Source organism: Paraburkholderia sp. GAS333 (assembly GCF_050435665.1).
GTDB lineage: Bacteria > Pseudomonadota > Gammaproteobacteria > Burkholderiales > Burkholderiaceae > Paraburkholderia > Paraburkholderia fungorum_A.
In genome coordinates, this window is record NZ_JBNDKS010000002.1 from 1,429,438 (window position 1) to 1,446,235 (window position 16,798).

18 protein-coding genes are annotated in these 16,798 nt (G+C 62.0%); 7 read left to right on the forward strand and 11 right to left on the reverse strand.

Annotation, left to right across the window (positions count from 1 at the left end):
- The first annotated feature begins 11 nt into the window (after positions 1 to 11).
- On the forward strand, positions 12 to 425 hold the full coding sequence (locus ABH945_RS15510; RefSeq protein ID WP_429251044.1) for a group II truncated hemoglobin: 414 nt from the start codon (positions 12 to 14) through the stop codon (positions 423 to 425).
- Positions 418 to 1,086, forward strand: coding sequence for a DUF924 family protein (locus ABH945_RS15515; protein WP_429251045.1), 669 nt, complete (start codon positions 418 to 420; stop codon positions 1,084 to 1,086). Before ABH945_RS15510 ends, ABH945_RS15515 begins: the two co-directional genes overlap by 8 nt.
- 47 nt (positions 1,087 to 1,133) lie before the next feature.
- Here the strand turns inward: ABH945_RS15515 and ABH945_RS15520 are convergent, their stop codons facing one another.
- From ABH945_RS15520 to ABH945_RS15570, 11 genes are all read right to left on the reverse strand, one after another.
- A complete protein-coding gene (locus ABH945_RS15520) occupies positions 1,134 to 3,143 on the reverse strand; it encodes an ArnT family glycosyltransferase (protein ID WP_429251103.1) in 2,010 nt (669 codons plus the stop codon).
- 266 nt (positions 3,144 to 3,409) lie between these two features.
- On the reverse strand, positions 3,410 to 4,156 hold the full coding sequence (locus tag ABH945_RS15525) for an SDR family oxidoreductase (protein WP_074763507.1): 747 nt from the start codon (positions 4,154 to 4,156) through the stop codon (positions 3,410 to 3,412).
- A 216-nt stretch (positions 4,157 to 4,372) separates the two neighbouring features.
- A complete protein-coding gene (locus ABH945_RS15530; protein WP_429251046.1) occupies positions 4,373 to 4,957 on the reverse strand; it encodes a TIGR00730 family Rossman fold protein in 585 nt (194 codons plus the stop codon).
- Between the two features lie 2 nt (positions 4,958 to 4,959).
- On the reverse strand, positions 4,960 to 5,685 hold the full coding sequence (locus ABH945_RS15535; RefSeq protein ID WP_074763509.1) for a TetR/AcrR family transcriptional regulator: 726 nt from the start codon (positions 5,683 to 5,685) through the stop codon (positions 4,960 to 4,962).
- Positions 5,686 to 5,959: 274 nt separating this feature from the next.
- On the reverse strand, positions 5,960 to 6,643 hold the full coding sequence (locus ABH945_RS15540; protein ID WP_429251047.1) for a diacylglycerol kinase: 684 nt from the start codon (positions 6,641 to 6,643) through the stop codon (positions 5,960 to 5,962).
- 20 nt (positions 6,644 to 6,663) lie between these two features.
- Entirely contained in the window at positions 6,664 to 7,695 is a 1,032-nt protein-coding gene (locus ABH945_RS15545) for a glycosyltransferase family 4 protein (RefSeq protein ID WP_074763511.1), read from the reverse strand.
- Between the two features lie 30 nt (positions 7,696 to 7,725).
- Positions 7,726 to 8,664, reverse strand: a complete 939-nt coding sequence (locus ABH945_RS15550) for a UDP-2,3-diacylglucosamine diphosphatase (RefSeq protein ID WP_074763512.1) — start codon at positions 8,662 to 8,664, stop codon at positions 7,726 to 7,728.
- Positions 8,665 to 8,777: 113 nt separating this feature from the next.
- Entirely contained in the window at positions 8,778 to 9,299 is a 522-nt protein-coding gene (locus ABH945_RS15555) for an RDD family protein (RefSeq protein WP_074763513.1), read from the reverse strand.
- Positions 9,300 to 9,312: 13 nt separating this feature from the next.
- On the reverse strand, positions 9,313 to 10,083 hold the full coding sequence (locus tag ABH945_RS15560; RefSeq protein WP_429251048.1) for a DUF3106 domain-containing protein: 771 nt from the start codon (positions 10,081 to 10,083) through the stop codon (positions 9,313 to 9,315).
- 16 nt (positions 10,084 to 10,099) lie between these two features.
- On the reverse strand, positions 10,100 to 10,528 hold the full coding sequence (locus ABH945_RS15565) for a DUF3619 family protein (protein WP_074763515.1): 429 nt from the start codon (positions 10,526 to 10,528) through the stop codon (positions 10,100 to 10,102).
- Positions 10,525 to 11,088 carry an RNA polymerase sigma factor gene (locus tag ABH945_RS15570; protein ID WP_074763516.1) on the reverse strand — a complete coding sequence of 188 codons (564 nt, stop codon included), beginning with the start codon at positions 11,086 to 11,088 and terminating at the stop codon, positions 10,525 to 10,527. Before ABH945_RS15570 ends, ABH945_RS15565 begins: the two co-directional genes overlap by 4 nt.
- A 362-nt stretch (positions 11,089 to 11,450) precedes the next feature.
- Between ABH945_RS15570 and ABH945_RS15575 the strand changes: the two genes are divergently transcribed.
- The 5 genes from ABH945_RS15575 to pssA all read left to right on the forward strand — a co-directional run bounded on the left by ABH945_RS15575 (position 11,451) and on the right by pssA (position 16,650).
- The gene (locus ABH945_RS15575; protein WP_074763517.1) at positions 11,451 to 13,214 is read left to right on the forward strand and encodes an acetolactate synthase 3 catalytic subunit; all 1,764 of its coding nucleotides are present in this window, start codon (positions 11,451 to 11,453) and stop codon (positions 13,212 to 13,214) included.
- Between the two features lie 134 nt (positions 13,215 to 13,348).
- Positions 13,349 to 13,840 carry an acetolactate synthase small subunit gene (gene ilvN, locus ABH945_RS15580; RefSeq protein WP_042327505.1) on the forward strand — a complete coding sequence of 164 codons (492 nt, stop codon included), beginning with the start codon at positions 13,349 to 13,351 and terminating at the stop codon, positions 13,838 to 13,840.
- Positions 13,841 to 13,959: 119 nt separating this feature from the next.
- Entirely contained in the window at positions 13,960 to 14,976 is a 1,017-nt protein-coding gene (gene ilvC / locus ABH945_RS15585) for a ketol-acid reductoisomerase (RefSeq protein ID WP_074763518.1), read from the forward strand.
- A gap of 142 nt (positions 14,977 to 15,118) precedes the next feature.
- Positions 15,119 to 15,757 carry a phosphatidylserine decarboxylase gene (locus ABH945_RS15590; RefSeq protein WP_074763519.1) on the forward strand — a complete coding sequence of 213 codons (639 nt, stop codon included), beginning with the start codon at positions 15,119 to 15,121 and terminating at the stop codon, positions 15,755 to 15,757.
- Between the two features lie 23 nt (positions 15,758 to 15,780).
- Positions 15,781 to 16,650, forward strand: a complete 870-nt coding sequence (pssA, locus tag ABH945_RS15595; RefSeq protein WP_429251049.1) for a CDP-diacylglycerol--serine O-phosphatidyltransferase — start codon at positions 15,781 to 15,783, stop codon at positions 16,648 to 16,650.
- Positions 16,651 to 16,798 lie beyond the last annotated feature (148 nt).

Genomic DNA, 16,798 nt, shown 5'->3' on the forward strand with positions numbered 1-16,798 from the left:
ACGAGCAGGTTATGAGCGATTTGAACGACGAAGTGACCACGGCAAAGCCGACGGCCTTCGATCTGGTGGGCGGCGAGGCGCGCGTGCGCGAACTGGTCGACCGTTTTTACGACCTGATGGATCTGGAAGCGGATTTCGCCGGAATTCGCGCGTTGCATCCTGAATCGCTCGACGGTTCGCGCGACAAATTCTTCTGGTTTCTATGCGGCTGGATGGGCGGGCCGGATCACTACATCAGCCGGTTTGGTCATCCGCGATTGCGCGCGCGGCATATGCCGTTTCCGATTGCTTCGAGCGAGCGCGATCAGTGGCTGCGCTGCATGGCGTGGGCGATGGAAGACATCGGTCTCGACGAGCCGCTGCGAGAACGTCTGCTGGCCTCGTTCTTCGAAACCGCCGACTGGATGCGCAATCGCAATGGCTGAACCGGAGCCGGAGTCGGGCGATGCGTGTCATGCGATGTCGGCGGAGTATGCCGTGCTCGCCCCGGACGCACGCGCGGTTCTGGATTGCTGGTTCGGCGAGCCGGGTTCGCCGGGCTTCGGCGAAGAGCGCAAGCTCTGGTTTTCGCGCAATAACGCGTTCGATGCGATGTTGCGGGAGCGTTTTGGTGCGCTGATCGACGTGGCGAACGAGGTGGAAAGCGTCCCTACGAAAGCCTCGACGCTCGACCACTGGCAAGCCACACCACTCGGTGCGTTGGCGCTGATCATCGTGCTGGATCAATTCTCGCGAAACTGTCACCGCAATACGCCGCGCGCGTTCGCCGCCGATCACCGTGCATTGCAGGTCGCGCAACGGTTGATCGCGAGCGGCGGCGACCGGTTATTGCCCAGCGCGCACCATCGTGCGTTTGCTTATCTGCCGTTCGAACACGACGAAACGTTGGGCAGCCAGCACGAATCGCTGCGATTGTTCAGGCAGCTGGAAGCGGAGCCGGGCGGCAAATCGTACTACCGGTTCGCCGAGCGGCACGCGGCGGTCATCGAACGCTTTGGACGTTTTCCACATCGCAATGCGGTCCTTGGGCGGGTATCGACCGATGAAGAGATCGCTTTTTTGCGCAAGCCCGGATCGTCGTTCTAGCGTTGCCCGCATGATCCGTTAAAACGGATCGATTCTCTGCGTTCCGATTAATCGTTGCCCGTGTCCGTCGTGCTGTCCGGCGTACGCACGAACACCCGCAATAGCTCGTCAGTGTCGCCAGGACGCGCGCCGGACCAGAAAAGACGCCACTCGCCTGCCGGTGCCTTTGTCGTGCCACGGTGGCTTTCCACGATCAGCCAGGTACACGCGGTACTGCGAGTATCCGCAGTCGGCTGATGCTCGATGCCGGTGTAGTAGTAAAGCATCGGCGCTTCGGATTCGCCCAGGCCGGAACTGGCCATACAGTCGCCGTCGTTCCATTCAATATCGGTTTTCGCGGCCAATTCCCTGAACACCGAGCGATAGCTCTTCGCGTAATCGAGCCAGGGCAACAGCAGCGTGCTGACCAGCCCCCACGCCAGCATCGCGCCCGCGCACCAGCTCAACGCGCCGCGCCATTTGCCCGTGAATCTGAAAACCGGCAGGAGCCACAGCCAGCCGAACGTCATCAGCAACGCGGCGGCGAGCAGGCCGGGTCTGACCGGCGACACCCAATCCAGCGGCAACCAGCGGCCGAGCAGATGCAGCGGCGCATGCGTATTCGCCGGACTGCTGACGATCGACCAGATGATCCACGCGAGCGCGGCCACGCTGCCGAAGAACACGCGGCTCGTCATGTCCCAGATCGTATGCAGACGCTGTGGCAGTCGCTCGATACCTTCCGTGGCCAGCAGCGCAAGCGGCGCGATAAACGGCAGGATGTAGAGTTCGCGCACTGTCGCCGAGCTTTGCAGCACGGCGAAACCGATGCCCGCGAAGATCGCCGGTAACGCCACGCGCGGATCGCGCCAGCGCCGCCGCGCTCCACCAGCCAATGCAGCCAGCGCGAGCGGTACCACCGGGAAACCGACGCTCAGCACAGTGCGCAACACAAACAGCCGGCTCTCGTTTTCCGACCCGAGTTCGGCGACCGAAAAGCCGAAGAAGCGTCCAACGTTGTTGTCCCACAGCCAGACCTTGAAGAGCGTCTCCGAGCGCAGATAGAAGCAGACCGGCCAGATCAGCGCGAGCGGCGCGCAGACCAGCGCGGCGACACCGAGCGCTCCGGCAAAGCTACGGCTGCGGCAAGCCGGATACAACGCGATCACGGCGACGGTGGTCGCGCCGAACACGAGCGGCACGAACAGACCCTTGGCGAGCAGCGACACGCCCACGCCTGCGCCGAACATCGTGGCGGCACTGAGGAGCGCGTGGCGTCGTCTGAATGGGGCAGGGAAAGCGCGTGTGGCGTCCGCGTTCGCGGTGTCGTGCAGATGCACGAGCACCAGTTCGAATAGTCCGCAGAAGCCGAGCGCGGCACCGGCCATCAGCGCGACGTCGGTCATCATGTCGTGCGCGTGTTTGACGACGACGAGCGTTCCGCCGAACAGCGCGAGCGTGCCGATCACCCGCAGGTCGAACCAGCTCGACGCGGCCACGGCGCGGCGGGCGACGCGTGCCGTGTAGTAGACGGCAAGGCCGGCGAACAGCGCACTCGCTAGACGTGCCGCATCGTGTAACGGCAGGTAGCGGCCGAACATCCACGCGAGGCCGGCGGCGACCCAATCGTAGAGCGGCGGTTTTTCGACGAACGGTTGACCCGCGTTGGTCGGCACGACCAGGTCGCCGGTATCGAGCATGTGCTGGACGATGCCGAACGTGTACGTCTCATCCTGTTTCCATGGCTCGTGGCCCAGCGTGCCGGGCAACAGCCACGCGCACAGGACCGCCAGCACGACGAACCACTTCAACGGACGCCATGTTGCGAGTGCGCGCCAGCGGCGCGCGCCTCGCGTGTCCGAATCGACTGGGGTGGCTGGCGCGGCGGGAGCGGGGGAAGGAGCCGGCGCAGGTGCCATCGCCGCCGTGTAAGCGCCGATGTTGTCCGTGCCCTGGCCGGCTTTCGGCGCAGGAAGGCCGTGCGCTGCACCGTGCGTATTGCCGGCAGTGACTGCCTGTGCGGATGGGGTTGCCGCAGCGTGGCTCGCTAGCCACGGCGCGGACGGCTTTTCTTGCATGGGAGACATCTCTGATTTCTGTGCGCGGCGGCATGAGCCGCGTACTTTGTTCTGATCTTTTATCGCGAGCGATCCGCCCTGATTCGCCGCGATTGTAGCCTCCAATTATTACCGTTGATTACAGAAAATGTGCTGCATATCGACGCTATAGGCGTGCGTGCGCACGCTCCTCGTCAGCTAGACGGGAAATCGTAGTGCGGAGCGGGGAATGCGCGGCGGCTGGACGCGCGAAAGAACTGTTGCGGAGTGGTGTGTGAGGGGTGTGCCTAGCGCCCACCCGCGACGTCGAGTATTGCGCCCGTGACGTACGAAGCCGCATCGCTCAGCAGCCACACAATCGACTGCGCGACTTCATCTGCGCTGCCGGGACGGCCCAGCGGCGTCGATGCGCCAAGCTGCGCCGCGCGATCCGGCTTGCCGCCGCTCGCGTGAATTTCCGTGTCGATCAGCCCGGGACGCACCGCATTCACGCGTACGCCGCGTGGACCCAACTCTTTAGCGAGCCCGAGCGTCATCGTGTCGATTGCGCCTTTTGAACCGGCGTAGTCGACGTATTCGTTCGGTGAGCCCAACCGCGCTGCCGCCGACGACACATTGACGATCACGCCACCCGCACCGCCACGATCCGTCGACATACGACGCGCCGCTTCGCGCGCGCAGAGGTACGCGCCGAGCACGTTGACGTCGAATACGCGTTTCAGCCGCGCGAGGTCCATATCGGCAAGCTGACTCGACGGCGCGACGATTCCGGCGTTGTTGACGAGCGCATCGACCCGGCCGAACGTCTGCTGAACTGTGTCGAACATCGCGAGCACGTCGGCTTCGTTCGCGACGTCGCCCGGAATCGGCAGTGCGCGGCCACCGGCTCGCTCCACTTCGGCGACGGTTTCCTGCGCGGCGGCGCGATTCTGCGCGTAGTTCACGCCGACCGACCAGCCCTGCGCGCCGAGCAGACGTGCGCACGAGCGGCCAATGCCGCGACTTCCACCGGTGATCAGAACGGCTTTCGTCATCGCTACCTCGTTGTTGGGAAGGGGCTTGCGGTTTGTGCGGACTGCGCAGTGCAGCTTGCCTGCGGTCGAACTCGGCGAGTGAGAATAAGCGCCGCTCGTAATACGGCTCGCGACAGGGTTGAGAGCCGTATTGCGATCAACTCACGCGAGGTCTGAAGCGCTCATGTTTCGCGCGAGATAAGGCAGATCAAGACATCACACGTCGACTATGTCGCATCAAACCGCGTCGCGCTTGATCGCCCATTTGTCTGCTGCGGGTGGCTGATAACCTTGCAGCTTGCCGATCAGCGCGGCAGGGTCTGCGTCGACCTGAAGGATGTCGAAATACGCCTTGCGCATGAAGCCTTCGTCGACCGTGTGCTGGAGCAGGTTGATCAGCGGATCGTAGAAATTGTCGATGTTCAGCAGCGCCACCGGCTTCTGGTGATAGCCGAGTTGCGCCCACGTGTACACCTCGAAAAACTCTTCGAGCGTGCCCACGCCGCCGGGCATCGCGACGAACGCGTCGGACAGATCCGCCATCATCTTCTTGCGGTGATGCATGTCCGGCACGACGTGCAACTCGGTCAGCCCGTTATGGCCGACTTCCTTGTTGACCAGCAACTCGGGGATCACGCCGATCGCGCGGCCGCCCTCGGCCATGACCGTGTCGGCGATCACGCCCATCAAGCCGACCTTGCCGCCGCCGTAGACCAGCGCGAGATCGGCTTCGACCAGCGCGCGGCCGAACGCGCGCGCGGCTTCCGTATAAAGAGGCTTGGCCCCGTTCGCGGAGCCGCAATACACACATACCGCCTTCATGCTCAACTGTCCTTGGGTTCGTTGCGGGGCGCGGCGCCTTCCTTGGGCGGCAGGTAGTCGTAAAACTCGCGCTTGGGCAGCTTGCCGGACACGAGGTCGTCGAAAAGCTGCCGCGAGCGGCCGCGCAGATAAGGCGCCATCAGCGACACGATCTGCACGCTCACCTGATGCAGCTCCGCGCGAATCGCTTCCTGCTCGTTGTATTTGCGCGGATTCATCACGAACTGATACGACAGCCAGTACGTGCCGATCACGCCGACGTTGGTCGCGATAACCTGCATTTCTTCGGGCGTGACGACCATTTCGCCGTCGGCGATGAGCTGCTCGCAGAACTGGCTCGCAAAGCGCACCTTGTGGCTGATGATCTGCTTGAAGTGCGTTTCGAGCGTGCGGTTGCGCGCGAGCAGGTCGTTCAGGTCGCGATACAGGAAACGGTAACGCCAGGTGAAGTCGACCATGTACTGCAGATACGACCACATTTCGTCGATGGTCGCGCGATGGTCGTCCGGGAAACGCAGACGCTTTTCAATCTCCTGCTCGAACTGGCTGAAGATGCTGTTGATGATGTCGTCTTTATTGCGGAAGTGGTAGTACAGGTTGCCTGGACTGATTTCCATTTCCTCGGCGATGGTCGTCGTCGTGACGTTCGGCTCGCCGATTTCGTTGAACAGCTTCAACGAGAGTTCGAGAATCCGTTCGCGCGTGCGGCGGGGAGGTTTGGCTTCCATGTCGTCCGGCCCTGGTTACGCCGGGCTGTGCGCGTGGCGGCATGCCGCTACTGCGTGATCCGCCCGGACGCGGTTGGTATATAGGTCTGTCGGACGATTATAAACCGAGCGTTCTGATACTCAGGGTTTTCGTGCGCCGAATAAATTTGGGCGAGACGAAGCCGCGCGGGCATGCGCTTCTGGGACTTTTCTGAGCGTGCGATTGCGAACCGATGTGCGCGGCAGGCGGCGTGGTTCGATGATCAAACCTCGGCCAGATCGCGCAGGGCACCCCTCAGAACCACGCGCCGACCCAGCGCACCACGAGCGGTCCGACGATCAATCCCCACGTCATCAGACACATGCCGAGCGCTACCATCACCGCCGCGCTGCCGAGGTCTTTCGCGCGGCGCGACAGTTCGTGACGTTCGAGCGAAATGCGGTCGATCGCTGCTTCCACGCTCGAATTCAGCAACTCGACGATCAGCACCAGCAGCACCGAGCCGAGCAGCAGCACGCGCGATACCGGCTCGACCGGAACCAGCACGCCGCACGGAATCAGGATCGCGGCGAGCGTGAGCTCCTGGCGAAACGCGCTCTCCTCGCGGATCGCCACCTGGAATCCGGCGAGCGAGTTTTTCATCGCGTGCCACGCGCGGGTGAGGCCGCGATTGCCCTTGTACGGATTGAAGGGCAGCGGGGCGAGGGGATCGTCGGGGCTGAGCGGTTCGTGCTGGGTGTCGGTGGCGTGGTCTTGACCTTGACCTTGACCTTGCCCCTGACCCTGCGAATCGCCGTTGGCCTTGTGCGCGGCATGAGCGATGCCCGCGCCGTTGATGCCGTTTATCCCGTGCGCATGTTCTGCATGAACGGCACGCTCGGGCGCGCCGGCTTCGCTGACATCGTCGAACGGCTCGATGCTGGCGGTCTCGACGCCAGCGCGGCCGGCGCGTCTCACTGTGGATGAGTTGCTTCGCATGGACGGCTGCGCGCGCCGCGTCATGCGGCGGCGCTTTCCTCGCGATACGACGCATGCGGCAGCGGCTTCAGATGTGCGGCGAATTGCGCCGATGCCGCCGCCCAAGAGAATCGCTCCGCCCACGCGCGTGCATGTTCGCGGTCGATCTTCAGTGCTTCGAGACAGGCTTCGCGCAAGTCTTCGTTCATCGCGCCCGCACCGCCGTTTTCGAGCACGTCGATCGGACCCGTGACCGGATAAGCCGCGACCGGCGTGCCGCACGCGAGCGCTTCGAGCAGCACGAGGCCGAACGTATCGGTGCGGCTCGGGAACACGAACACATCCGCGGCCGCATACACCTTCGCCAGTTCGGCCTGCGTCAGCACGCCCAGATAGTTGACCTGCGGATAACGCGACTTCAGTTCGGCGAGCGCCGGACCTTCACCCGCCACCCACTTCGAGCCCGGCAAATCGAGCTTCAGAAATGCCTCGACGTTTTTCTCGACCGCTACCCGCCCCACGTACAAAAAGATCGGACGCGCGGAGTTGAGCACCTTCGAGTCCATCGGATGAAAAATTTCGAGGTCGACGCCGCGCGTCCACAGCACCACGTTCGTGAAGCCGAATTTTTCGAGATCCTGCTTGACCACCGGAGTCGGCGCCATCACGGCCAGCGACGGCTTGTGGAACCAGTGCAAAAACTTGTACGTCGCCGACAGCGGCATGCCGAAGCGCGCCTGCACATATTCCGGAAAACGCGTGTGATACGCGGTCGTGAACGGCAGCTTGTGACGGATCGCATAAGCGCGGGCGGCCATGCCGAGCGGGCCTTCGGTGGCGATATGCAAAGCGTCGGGCGCGAATTCGTCGATCCGTGCGCGCAGCTTGCGCCCCGGCAGCAGCGACAGACGAATCTCAGGATAAGTCGGGCACGGAATCGTTTTGAATTCGAGCGGCGTCAGCAACTCCACCCGATGACCCAGCGCGATCAACTCGCGCGTGGTGTTTTTCAGCGTACGCACGACGCCGTTGACCTGCGGTTCCCATGCATCGGTGACGATCATGATCTTCATCGGTTTCGGCCCATTCAGTTTTAGGTGGAACTACGCAGTCACTCGGGCCTTTTGCGCGCCGGCTTCGGGGGAGCGCATCACGGTCCAGTAAATCACTTTGAGTTCGCCTTCGTACGTCTCGACGAGCGCCGACAGACTTTCGACCCAATCCCCGTCGTTGCAATACAGCACGCCGTCGATGTCGCGCATCTCGGCTTTATGAATGTGTCCGCAGACCACGCCGTCGCAACCGCGGCGGCGCGCTTCGTCGGTCATCACGGTCTCGAACGACGAGATGAAGTTCACCGCGTTCTTCACCTGATGCTTCAGGTATTGCGACAGCGACCAGTACGGGAAACCGAGCCGGTTGCGGATCCGGTTAAACCAGCGGTTCAGCACCAGGATCATCGTGTAGAGCGTGTCGCCGAGGTAGGCAAGCCACTTCGCATGCTGGATCACGCCGTCGAACAGATCGCCGTGCACGATCCACAGGCGCTTGCCGGCGAGCGTCGTGTGAAACGCTTCGCCGCGCACGTGGATGTCGCCGAACGCGAGGTCGCAGAACTGGCGCGCGGCTTCGTCGTGATTGCCGGGCACGTAGATCACCTGGGTGCCTTTGCGCGCTTTGCGCAGCACCTTCTGCACGACGTCGTTGTGCGCCTGCGGCCAGTACCAGCCTTTTTTCAACTGCCATCCGTCGATGATGTCGCCGACGAGATACAGATATTCCGACTCGTTATGACGCAGGAAATCGAGCAGATAGTTCGCCTGGCAACCGCTCGATCCGAGATGGATGTCGGACAGCCAGATCGTGCGGTAACGATGTGGATCGGCGTGTTCGTCTTCGGGATGACTGGCGTTGGCGTCTAGCGGCGGCGTCACCGGCAACGGCAAGCCGTGACTGGGGGAGGGTTCCGGGAGGAACGCGACGGAGTCGACGCTCGGGCCGGTCTGGCGGAACAGGGAAGTCGCGGACGTTTTGGGGTCCATGGCTCACGCGTCGAGTTGCAGTGCCCGTATTGAGCCAAGCGCGCGTGACTGCGCCGTGACAGTCATGAGAAGTTCTTATTACTGTCGGCCGGGTGGTCGACGAAAAGGAGGACTCAGCGATTGACGCTGACGATGCGGGTACCGGCGAGGCGGTCGTGCAGGAATTGACGTTGCGGATCGAAGCGGCCGGTGGCGGCCCACAGCACGAACCAGATGCCGGCGATCACCAGCGTTTGCGGCAGCCGCAGACCGAGCAAGGGATGCAGCGCGAGCGGCGGCAGGAACCACAACCACGCAAGCACGTAGCGGGCGATTGCCCGGGTGGTGGAGAGTGGCGAGCCGTCGGCGGCGACTACCCGCAGGCGCCAGGTTTTCATCGGCAGGGTCTGGCCGCTGTGGGTCCAGAACCACACGAAATACACGCCGACCACCAGGCCGATCCACGCCGCGAGCAGGTTGTGATGGGTGAGTCCGTTGCGTTGCTGCGTCAGCGTGCTGAACAGATAACCGGCGATAAACACCACGCCGAACAGGATCAACGCTTCGTAGAGCAGCGATGCAAGCCGCCGCCGAACGGTCGGGGCGATGCCGGACGGATCGGCGGGCAGGGTCGAGGTCGTAAGAGGCTGGGACAAGATGGCGGCCCGCTCAGGAGCCTTTGAAAATCGACGGCGCCTCGGCAGGCGAAACCGGCGTGGGCGTAGCGGGAACGAAGCTGCCGGGGGCAGCCGTGGCCGGCACGCCCGAGGCCGCGTTCTGCGAGGACTCGGCCGCTGCTGCGGCGCTGGCGGCTGCAACGCCGCTCGCGCCTGCGCCATGCTCGCGCGCGTTGACGATCCGGTCGAGCCCCTTGATTTCGTTATGGCCCGACGGCGGCGCGCTGACGACGCTCGGCCGCCGCTTGTGCTCGCTGGCGGCCAGCTTTTCCTTCTGTTCCGGCGACAACTGCTGGTACGCCTTCCACGCGTTCTGGCGGGCCTCGCGCGGCAATTCCTTCGACACCTGATAGTTTTCACGCGCAACACGGCGTTGATCGGGCGTCATGCGCACCCATTCGCTCATCCGGTCATGCAGGCGCTTTTGCGCATCCGGCGACATCTTCGGATAACGCGATGCGATCTTGATCCATTTGCGTTTGCGCTCGTCGCTGAACGAATCCCACTGCGCCTCGAAAGGCGCAAGCGCGATATGTTCGGCCGACGTCAGGCGCGACCATGCCAGCGGACTATTGCTGCCAGGCAGGCCGGGTAATTCGACGGCGAGAGTGGGGGCGGGCGCCTTGGCCGTGGCATTGCTGCCGGCCGTGGCGCCGCTGGCGGGTGACAGATTCGGATAAAAGCGCGGATACGTCGCGGCGAACGACACCAGGGCCGCGATCGTGCATCCGAATACAACGGCCAGGCCGCGCTTGTAACTCACCCGAAGAATCTCCCGCTCAGTGGGCGCGTGAAAGGTACGCGTTGAAACCGTGGTCGAGATAGGCATTGAGCGGCAGGTCGTCGCTAAGCATGGCGGCATCGATATCGGCGAGTTCGGCGGTGCGCTGCTGGTCTTCCCAGTACGCAATGCCGATCAGACTCACCACCAGAGCGGCGAGCGGCCACGCAAGCGCGAAACGGCCCAGCTTCGAGCGGCGACGCTGCGGGAGTTCCGGTTGCGACAGCCCGGTCGGCATGCCGACGCCGGCAAAAGCGGGCACGAACGCCGGTGCGGCGACCGTTTCGGGCTTCTTGCGGGCGAGCGCAGCACGGCGCGCCGCAGCGAGCCGGTCGACGGTGGCGGGAGTCATGCTGGCGGCGTTTTCGTCGAGTGCGCGGCGCACCTGGCGGGCGAACTCAAGTTCTTTGGTTTCGAGGGAGCTCATAGCGTGATTCCTTTGGCCTTGAGCGCTTGCGCCAGCGTGTGGGTAGCTCGCGAACAGTGCGTTTTCACACTGCCTTCGGAGCAGCCCATCGCGGCGGCAGTCTCGGCGACATCCATATCTTCCCAATAACGCATGAGAAACGCCTCCCGTTGACGTGCCGGCAATTTTTGGATCTCGTCGTCGATCAGTTGCAACACCTGTTCGCGTTCGAGTTTTTGCTCATTGCTCTCGGCGCCCGCCGAGCCTTGCTGGGCTTCGAATGTTTCCAGCGGATCGAATTCGTCGTCGTCGGCGTTGCCCAGCGACGAAAACAGACTCACCCAAGTATTGCGTACTTTCGCACGACGGAAATAGTCGTGCATCGCATTCTGCAGAATACGCTGAAACAGCAGCGGAAGCTCGGCTGGCGGACGATCGCCGTATTTTTCGGCGAGCTTGATCATCGCGTCCTGCACGATGTCCAGCGAGGCGTCGTCGTCCCGCACGGCGTAGACCGTCTGCTTGAATGCGCGCCTTTCGACGCCCGCCAGAAAGTCGGCGAGTTCCTTGTCTGATGCCATCCGTTGGGGGTCGGCGCAGCGAGCGTGCGCGTAATCGGTCGAAAAATGTCGTAAAGCTCGCGGATGCTAACAAACTTTTGTAACCCTTGGGGCGAAACATGTCCTGGCTTGCATTTGCATAACAGGATTGCGCCGGAATTACAGCCAGGGAGGATTCGGGGGCAGGGCGCCGAGGCAATATTTGCTTGACCGCGCGCCCATCTGCAGATATCTTCGCTGGTTCGCAACATAAGTGAGTTGTCTCAATTGAGGTGTGGCCCAAGAAGCTCACCTGTCAACTGGACGCGCCGCTTGAACCCGAGTCACGAGCCCGGCAGAGAGCACCCGATCAATTTTTTGCCGAAAATTCGAAAGGTGAATAAATGAATATGCCCAGCGCGGAATTCTCCACGTCGGATACGACCCCCCAACACGAAGCTGACTCTATCGGCGCCACCGTGCTCATGAAGGCACTGGCCGACGAAGACGTCGAATTCATCTGGGGCTATCCCGGCGGCTCGGTACTCTACATTTACGACGAGCTGTACAAGCAGGACAAATTCCAGCACGTCCTCGTGCGCCACGAACAGGCCGCGGTCCACGCAGCCGACGCCTACGCGCGTTCCACCGGCAATGTCGGTGTGTGTCTCGTGACCTCCGGCCCCGGCGTCACCAATGCGGTGACCGGCATCGCCACCGCCTACATGGATTCGATTCCGATGGTGGTGATCAGCGGCCAGGTGCCGACTGCCGCGATCGGTCAGGATGCGTTCCAGGAGTGCGATACGGTCGGCATCACGCGTCCCTGTGTGAAGCACAACTTCCTCGTGAAGGACGTGCGCGACCTCGCCGCTACCGTCAAGAAAGCGTTTTACATTGCCCGTACCGGTCGTCCCGGCCCGGTGCTGATCGACATTCCGAAAGACGTGTCGAAAGCGCCTTGCCAATACGAGCCGGTCAAGAGCGTGACGCTGCGTTCGTACAACCCGGTTACCAAAGGCCACTCCGGTCAGATCCGCAAGGCGGTTTCGCTGCTGCTGTCGGCGAAGCGCCCGTATATCTACACCGGCGGCGGCATCATTCTCGCGGACGCATCGCGCGAACTGAACCAGTTCGCCGACCTGCTTGGCTACCCGATCACCAACACGTTGATGGGTCTGGGCGGCTACCGCGCGAGCGACAAGAAATTCCTCGGCATGCTCGGCATGCACGGTACCTACGAAGCCAACATGGCAATGCAGCACTGCGACGTGCTGATCGCCATCGGTGCGCGCTTCGACGACCGCGTGATCGGCGACCCGGCGCACTTCGCGTCGCGTCCGCGCAAGATCATCCATATCGACATCGATCCTTCCTCTATTTCCAAGCGCGTCAAGGTCGACATTCCTATTGTCGGCGACGTGAAGGAAGTGCTGAAAGAGCTGATCGAGCAGTTGCAGACGGCCGAACATGGCCCGGACACGGCGGCATTGGCCGACTGGTGGAAGGACATCGAAGCCTGGCGCGCGAAAGACTGCCTGAAGTTCGATCGCAAGAGCGACATCATCAAGCCGCAGTACGTGGTGGAAAAGGCGTGGGAACTGACCGACGGCAATGCCTTCGTGTGTTCCGACGTCGGCCAGCACCAGATGTGGGCTGCCCAGTTCTATCGCTTCAACAAGCCGCGTCGCTGGATCAACTCCGGCGGTCTCGGCACGATGGGCTTCGGTCTGCCGGCGGCGATGGGCGTGAAGATGGCGCACCCGGACGACGACGTGCTCTGTATCACGGGCGAAGGCTCGATCCAGATGTGTATCCAGGAGCTCTCGACCTGCAAGCAGTACGAGACGCCCATCAAGATCATTTCGCTGAACAACCGCTATCTGGGCATGGTGCGCCAGTGGCAGCAGATCGAATACAGCAAGCGTTATTCGCATTCGTACATGGATGCATTGCCTGATTTCGTGAAGCTCGCCGAAGCGTACGGCCACGTCGGCATGCGTATCGAACGCACGGCCGATGTCGAGCCGGCGCTCAAGGAAGCACTGCGCCTGAAAGATCGCACTGTGTTTCTCGATTTCCAGACCGATCCGACCGAAAACGTCTGGCCGATGGTTCAGGCCGGCAAGGGCATCACCGAGATGCTCATGGGTTCGGAAGATCTATAACGGCAGTTCGCACGGGCTTATTCAGTTAAGCCCAGCGCCGGCTTCGTCACGCACGTCTTCAAAAAAGGCGTAGGCGAACGAAGCGGCGCCGAACCACTCGCGGATATCGACAAAACATCTGGAAGAAGCGAAACATGAGACACATCATTTCAGTCCTGCTGGAAAACGAACCGGGCGCGTTATCACGCGTGGTTGGTCTCTTCTCGGCACGCGGCTACAACATTGAAACCTTGACGGTGGCTCCGACCGAAGACCGTTCGCTGTCGCGCATGACCATCGTCTCCATTGGCTCGGACGACGTGATCGAACAGATCACGAAGCATCTGAACCGCCTTATCGAGGTGGTGAAAGTGGTCGACCTTACCGAGGGCGCCCACATCGAACGCGAGTTGATGTTGATCAAGGTGAGGGCGGTCGGCAAGGAACGTGAGGAGATGAAGCGGATGTCGGACATTTTCCGCGGCCGCATCATCGACGTCACCGAAAAGACCTACACGATCGAACTGACGGGCGCGGCCGACAAGCTCGACGCCTTCATCGAAGGGCTCGATTCCACGGCCATTCTCGAAACGGTCCGTACGGGCAGTTCGGGCATCGGACGCGGCGAGCGCATTCTGAAGGTCTGACGCGCGTCACGATCGGACGGCCGGGCAATGCCTGCAGCAACCCGATAAGCCCGGCCAGCAACACACCATTCGCAGTATTTGAATTTCACTGAATCATCGAATTTAGCCAAGGAACTGACATGAAAGTTTTCTACGACAAGGACGCCGACCTCTCCCTCATCAAGGGCAAGCAAGTCACCATCATCGGCTACGGCTCGCAAGGCCATGCTCACGCGCTGAACCTGAAGGAAAGCGGCGTGAACATCACCGTTGGCCTGCGTAAGGGCGGCGCATCGTGGAGCAAGGCTGAGAACGCCGGCCTGCAAGTCAAGGAAGTGGCAGAAGCCGTCAAGGGCGCAGACGTCGTCATGATGCTGTTGCCGGACGAGCAGATCGCAGAAGTCTACGCAAAGGAAGTGCACGCTAACGCCAAGCAAGGCGCAGCGCTGGCATTCGCGCACGGCTTCAACGTTCACTACGGTCAGGTGATTCCGCGTGCCGACCTCGACGTGATCATGATCGCGCCGAAGGCACCGGGCCATACGGTTCGCGGCACCTACTCGCAAGGTGGCGGCGTGCCCCACCTGATCGCTGTTGCGCAAGACAAGTCGGGCGCAGCACGTGACATCGCTCTGTCGTACGCTGCGGCGAACGGCGGCGGCCGTGCCGGCATCATCGAAACGAACTTCCGTGAAGAAACGGAAACCGACCTGTTCGGCGAACAGGCTGTTCTGTGTGGCGGTACGGTCGACCTGATCAAGGCTGGTTTCGAAACGCTGGTTGAAGCGGGCTACGCGCCGGAAATGGCGTATTTCGAATGCCTGCACGAACTGAAGCTGATTGTCGACCTGATCTACGAAGGCGGCATCGCGAACATGAACTACTCGATCTCGAACAACGCCGAATACGGCGAGTACGTGACGGGTCCGCGTATCGTGACGGCTGAAACGAAGAAGGCGATGAAGGCTGTGCTGACCGACATCCAGACGGGCGAGTACGCAAAGAGCTTCATCATCGAAAACAAGGCTGGCGCACCGACGCTGCAATCGCGTCGCCGTCTGACGGCTGAACACCAGATCGAAACGGTCGGTGCAAAGCTGCGTTCGATGATGCCGTGGATCGCTGCGAACAAGCTGGTCGACCAGTCGAAGAACTAAGCATTGATTGCTGAAGTCCGGCGCATGATGTGCTGCTAACGCAGCGCCGTCACCCCCGGAAAGATCAAAAAGCCGCCCAGGAGTGCTGAACCCTGGGCGGCTTTTGCTATCCTACGGTTTTACAAAAATACAGAAGCCATCCATGAATTACCCTCATCCGATCATCGCGCGAGAAGGCTGGCCGTTCATCGCCATCGCTGCCGTTGTTGCATTACTGGTTCACGCCTTCGCGGGGTTCGGTTTTGCGTGGCTCTTCTGGCTGATCCTGATCTTCGTCGTGCAGTTCTTCCGCGACCCGGCCCGGCCGATCCCGACCCAGGCGAACGCCGTGCTGTGCCCGGCCGATGGCCGCATCGTCGCAGTCGAAACCGCGCATGATCCGTACGCCAACCGTGAAGCGCTGAAGATCAGCGTGTTCATGAATGTTTTCAACGTTCACTCGCAACGTTCGCCGGTAGACGGCGCGATCTCCAAGGTCGAATACTTCCCGGGTGCGTATCTGAATGCAGCGGTGGACAAAGCGTCGACCGAAAACGAACGCAATGCGGTCGTGATCGAAATGGCGGGCGGTCAGACGGTGACGTCGGTGCAGATCGCCGGTTTGATCGCGCGGCGCATTCTTTGCTACGTACGCGCAGGTGAGCCGCTTACCCGTGGCCAGCGTTACGGATTCATCCGGTTCGGCTCGCGCGTCGACGTGTATCTGCCACTGGGCAGCCGTCCGCGTGTGTCGATCGGCGAGAAGGTCTCCGCGTCGTCTACGATCCTCGCTGAACTCTAAAGCGGCATACAGGAGGTTTCCGAATGGCCGCATTCAAACCGCGTCGACCCCGTAACAGCGGACAGCTGCCGCGTCCGTTCCGCCGTAACAAGCCGATCGTGGCGGAGTCGTCGGCTGTCGATAGCCGGCGCGCGCAGCGTCAGCAGTTCCTGAGAAAGCGCGGCATTTATCTGCTGCCGAATGCGTTCACCACGGCCGCGCTGTTCTGCGGTTTCTTCGCGGTCGTGCAGGCCATGAACGTGCGCTTCGAAATCGCGGCGATCGCGATTTTCGTGGCGATGGTGCTCGACGGCATGGACGGTCGCGTCGCTCGCATGACGCATACGCAAAGCGCGTTCGGCGAGCAGTTCGACAGTCTGTCGGACATGGTGTCGTTCGGCGTGGCGCCTGCGCTGGTGATGTACGAGTGGATCCTGAAAGATCTCGGCCGCTGGGGCTGGCTCGCGGCGTTCGTCTACTGTTCGGGCGCGGCTTTGCGGCTCGCGCGCTTCAATACGAACATCGGCGTGGTCGACAAACGGTTCTTCCAGGGCATGCCGAGTCCGGCTGCGGCGGCGTTGATCGCCGGTTTCGTATGGCTCGCTACCGACAATCGCGTGCCGCTCAAGCTGGTGTGGCTGCCGTGGGTCGCCTTTGTGCTAACCATCTACGCAGGTGTGACGATGGTGTCGAACGCGCCGTTCTACAGCGGCAAGGCGCTCGATGTCCGGCATCGCGTGCCGTTCGGCGTGATTCTGCTGGTGGTGGTCGCGTTCGTGCTGGTGTCGTCCGATCCGCCGCTGATGCTGTTCGGCCTGTTCGTGCTGTACGGTCTGTCGGGCTACGTATTCTGGGGTTATCAGGCGTTGCGGGGCAGGGCAAATCCGGCGCGTTCGATCGCGCACGACCGGTAGCCGCGCACGCAGCGTCTACTGTTCCCGTAGTAAGAAACGGCAGCCTTCGGGCTGCCGTTTTTCGTTTGGATTCGGTCGAAAAAGCCCTTTCAGCGCTCTTTTCACGCGGGATCGACGCTAATTGCACGGTGTTGGGAATGCCGTTATA

What these genes read in the sequence shown, in the direction of transcription:
- ABH945_RS15510 (WP_429251044.1), top strand. Translation starts at nt 12, where the DNA reads ATGAGCGATTTGAACGACGAAGTGACCACGGCAAAGCCGACGGCCTTC.
- ABH945_RS15515 (WP_429251045.1), top strand. Translation starts at nt 418, where the DNA reads ATGGCTGAACCGGAGCCGGAGTCGGGCGATGCGTGTCATGCGATGTCG.
- ABH945_RS15520 (WP_429251103.1), bottom strand. Translation starts at nt 3,143, where the DNA reads ATGCAAGAAAAGCCGTCCGCGCCGTGGCTAGCGAGCCACGCTGCGGCA.
- ABH945_RS15525 (WP_074763507.1), bottom strand. Translation starts at nt 4,156, where the DNA reads ATGACGAAAGCCGTTCTGATCACCGGTGGAAGTCGCGGCATTGGCCGC.
- ABH945_RS15530 (WP_429251046.1), bottom strand. Translation starts at nt 4,957, where the DNA reads ATGAAGGCGGTATGTGTGTATTGCGGCTCCGCGAACGGGGCCAAGCCT.
- ABH945_RS15535 (WP_074763509.1), bottom strand. Translation starts at nt 5,685, where the DNA reads ATGGAAGCCAAACCTCCCCGCCGCACGCGCGAACGGATTCTCGAACTC.
- ABH945_RS15540 (WP_429251047.1), bottom strand. Translation starts at nt 6,643, where the DNA reads ATGCGAAGCAACTCATCCACAGTGAGACGCGCCGGCCGCGCTGGCGTC.
- ABH945_RS15545 (WP_074763511.1), bottom strand. Translation starts at nt 7,695, where the DNA reads ATGAAGATCATGATCGTCACCGATGCATGGGAACCGCAGGTCAACGGC.
- ABH945_RS15550 (WP_074763512.1), bottom strand. Translation starts at nt 8,664, where the DNA reads ATGGACCCCAAAACGTCCGCGACTTCCCTGTTCCGCCAGACCGGCCCG.
- ABH945_RS15565 (WP_074763515.1), bottom strand. Translation starts at nt 10,528, where the DNA reads ATGAGCTCCCTCGAAACCAAAGAACTTGAGTTCGCCCGCCAGGTGCGC.
- ABH945_RS15570 (WP_074763516.1), bottom strand. Translation starts at nt 11,088, where the DNA reads ATGGCATCAGACAAGGAACTCGCCGACTTTCTGGCGGGCGTCGAAAGG.
- ABH945_RS15575 (WP_074763517.1), top strand. Translation starts at nt 11,451, where the DNA reads ATGAATATGCCCAGCGCGGAATTCTCCACGTCGGATACGACCCCCCAA.
- ilvN (WP_042327505.1), top strand. Translation starts at nt 13,349, where the DNA reads ATGAGACACATCATTTCAGTCCTGCTGGAAAACGAACCGGGCGCGTTA.
- ilvC (WP_074763518.1), top strand. Translation starts at nt 13,960, where the DNA reads ATGAAAGTTTTCTACGACAAGGACGCCGACCTCTCCCTCATCAAGGGC.
- ABH945_RS15590 (WP_074763519.1), top strand. Translation starts at nt 15,119, where the DNA reads ATGAATTACCCTCATCCGATCATCGCGCGAGAAGGCTGGCCGTTCATC.
- pssA (WP_429251049.1), top strand. Translation starts at nt 15,781, where the DNA reads ATGGCCGCATTCAAACCGCGTCGACCCCGTAACAGCGGACAGCTGCCG.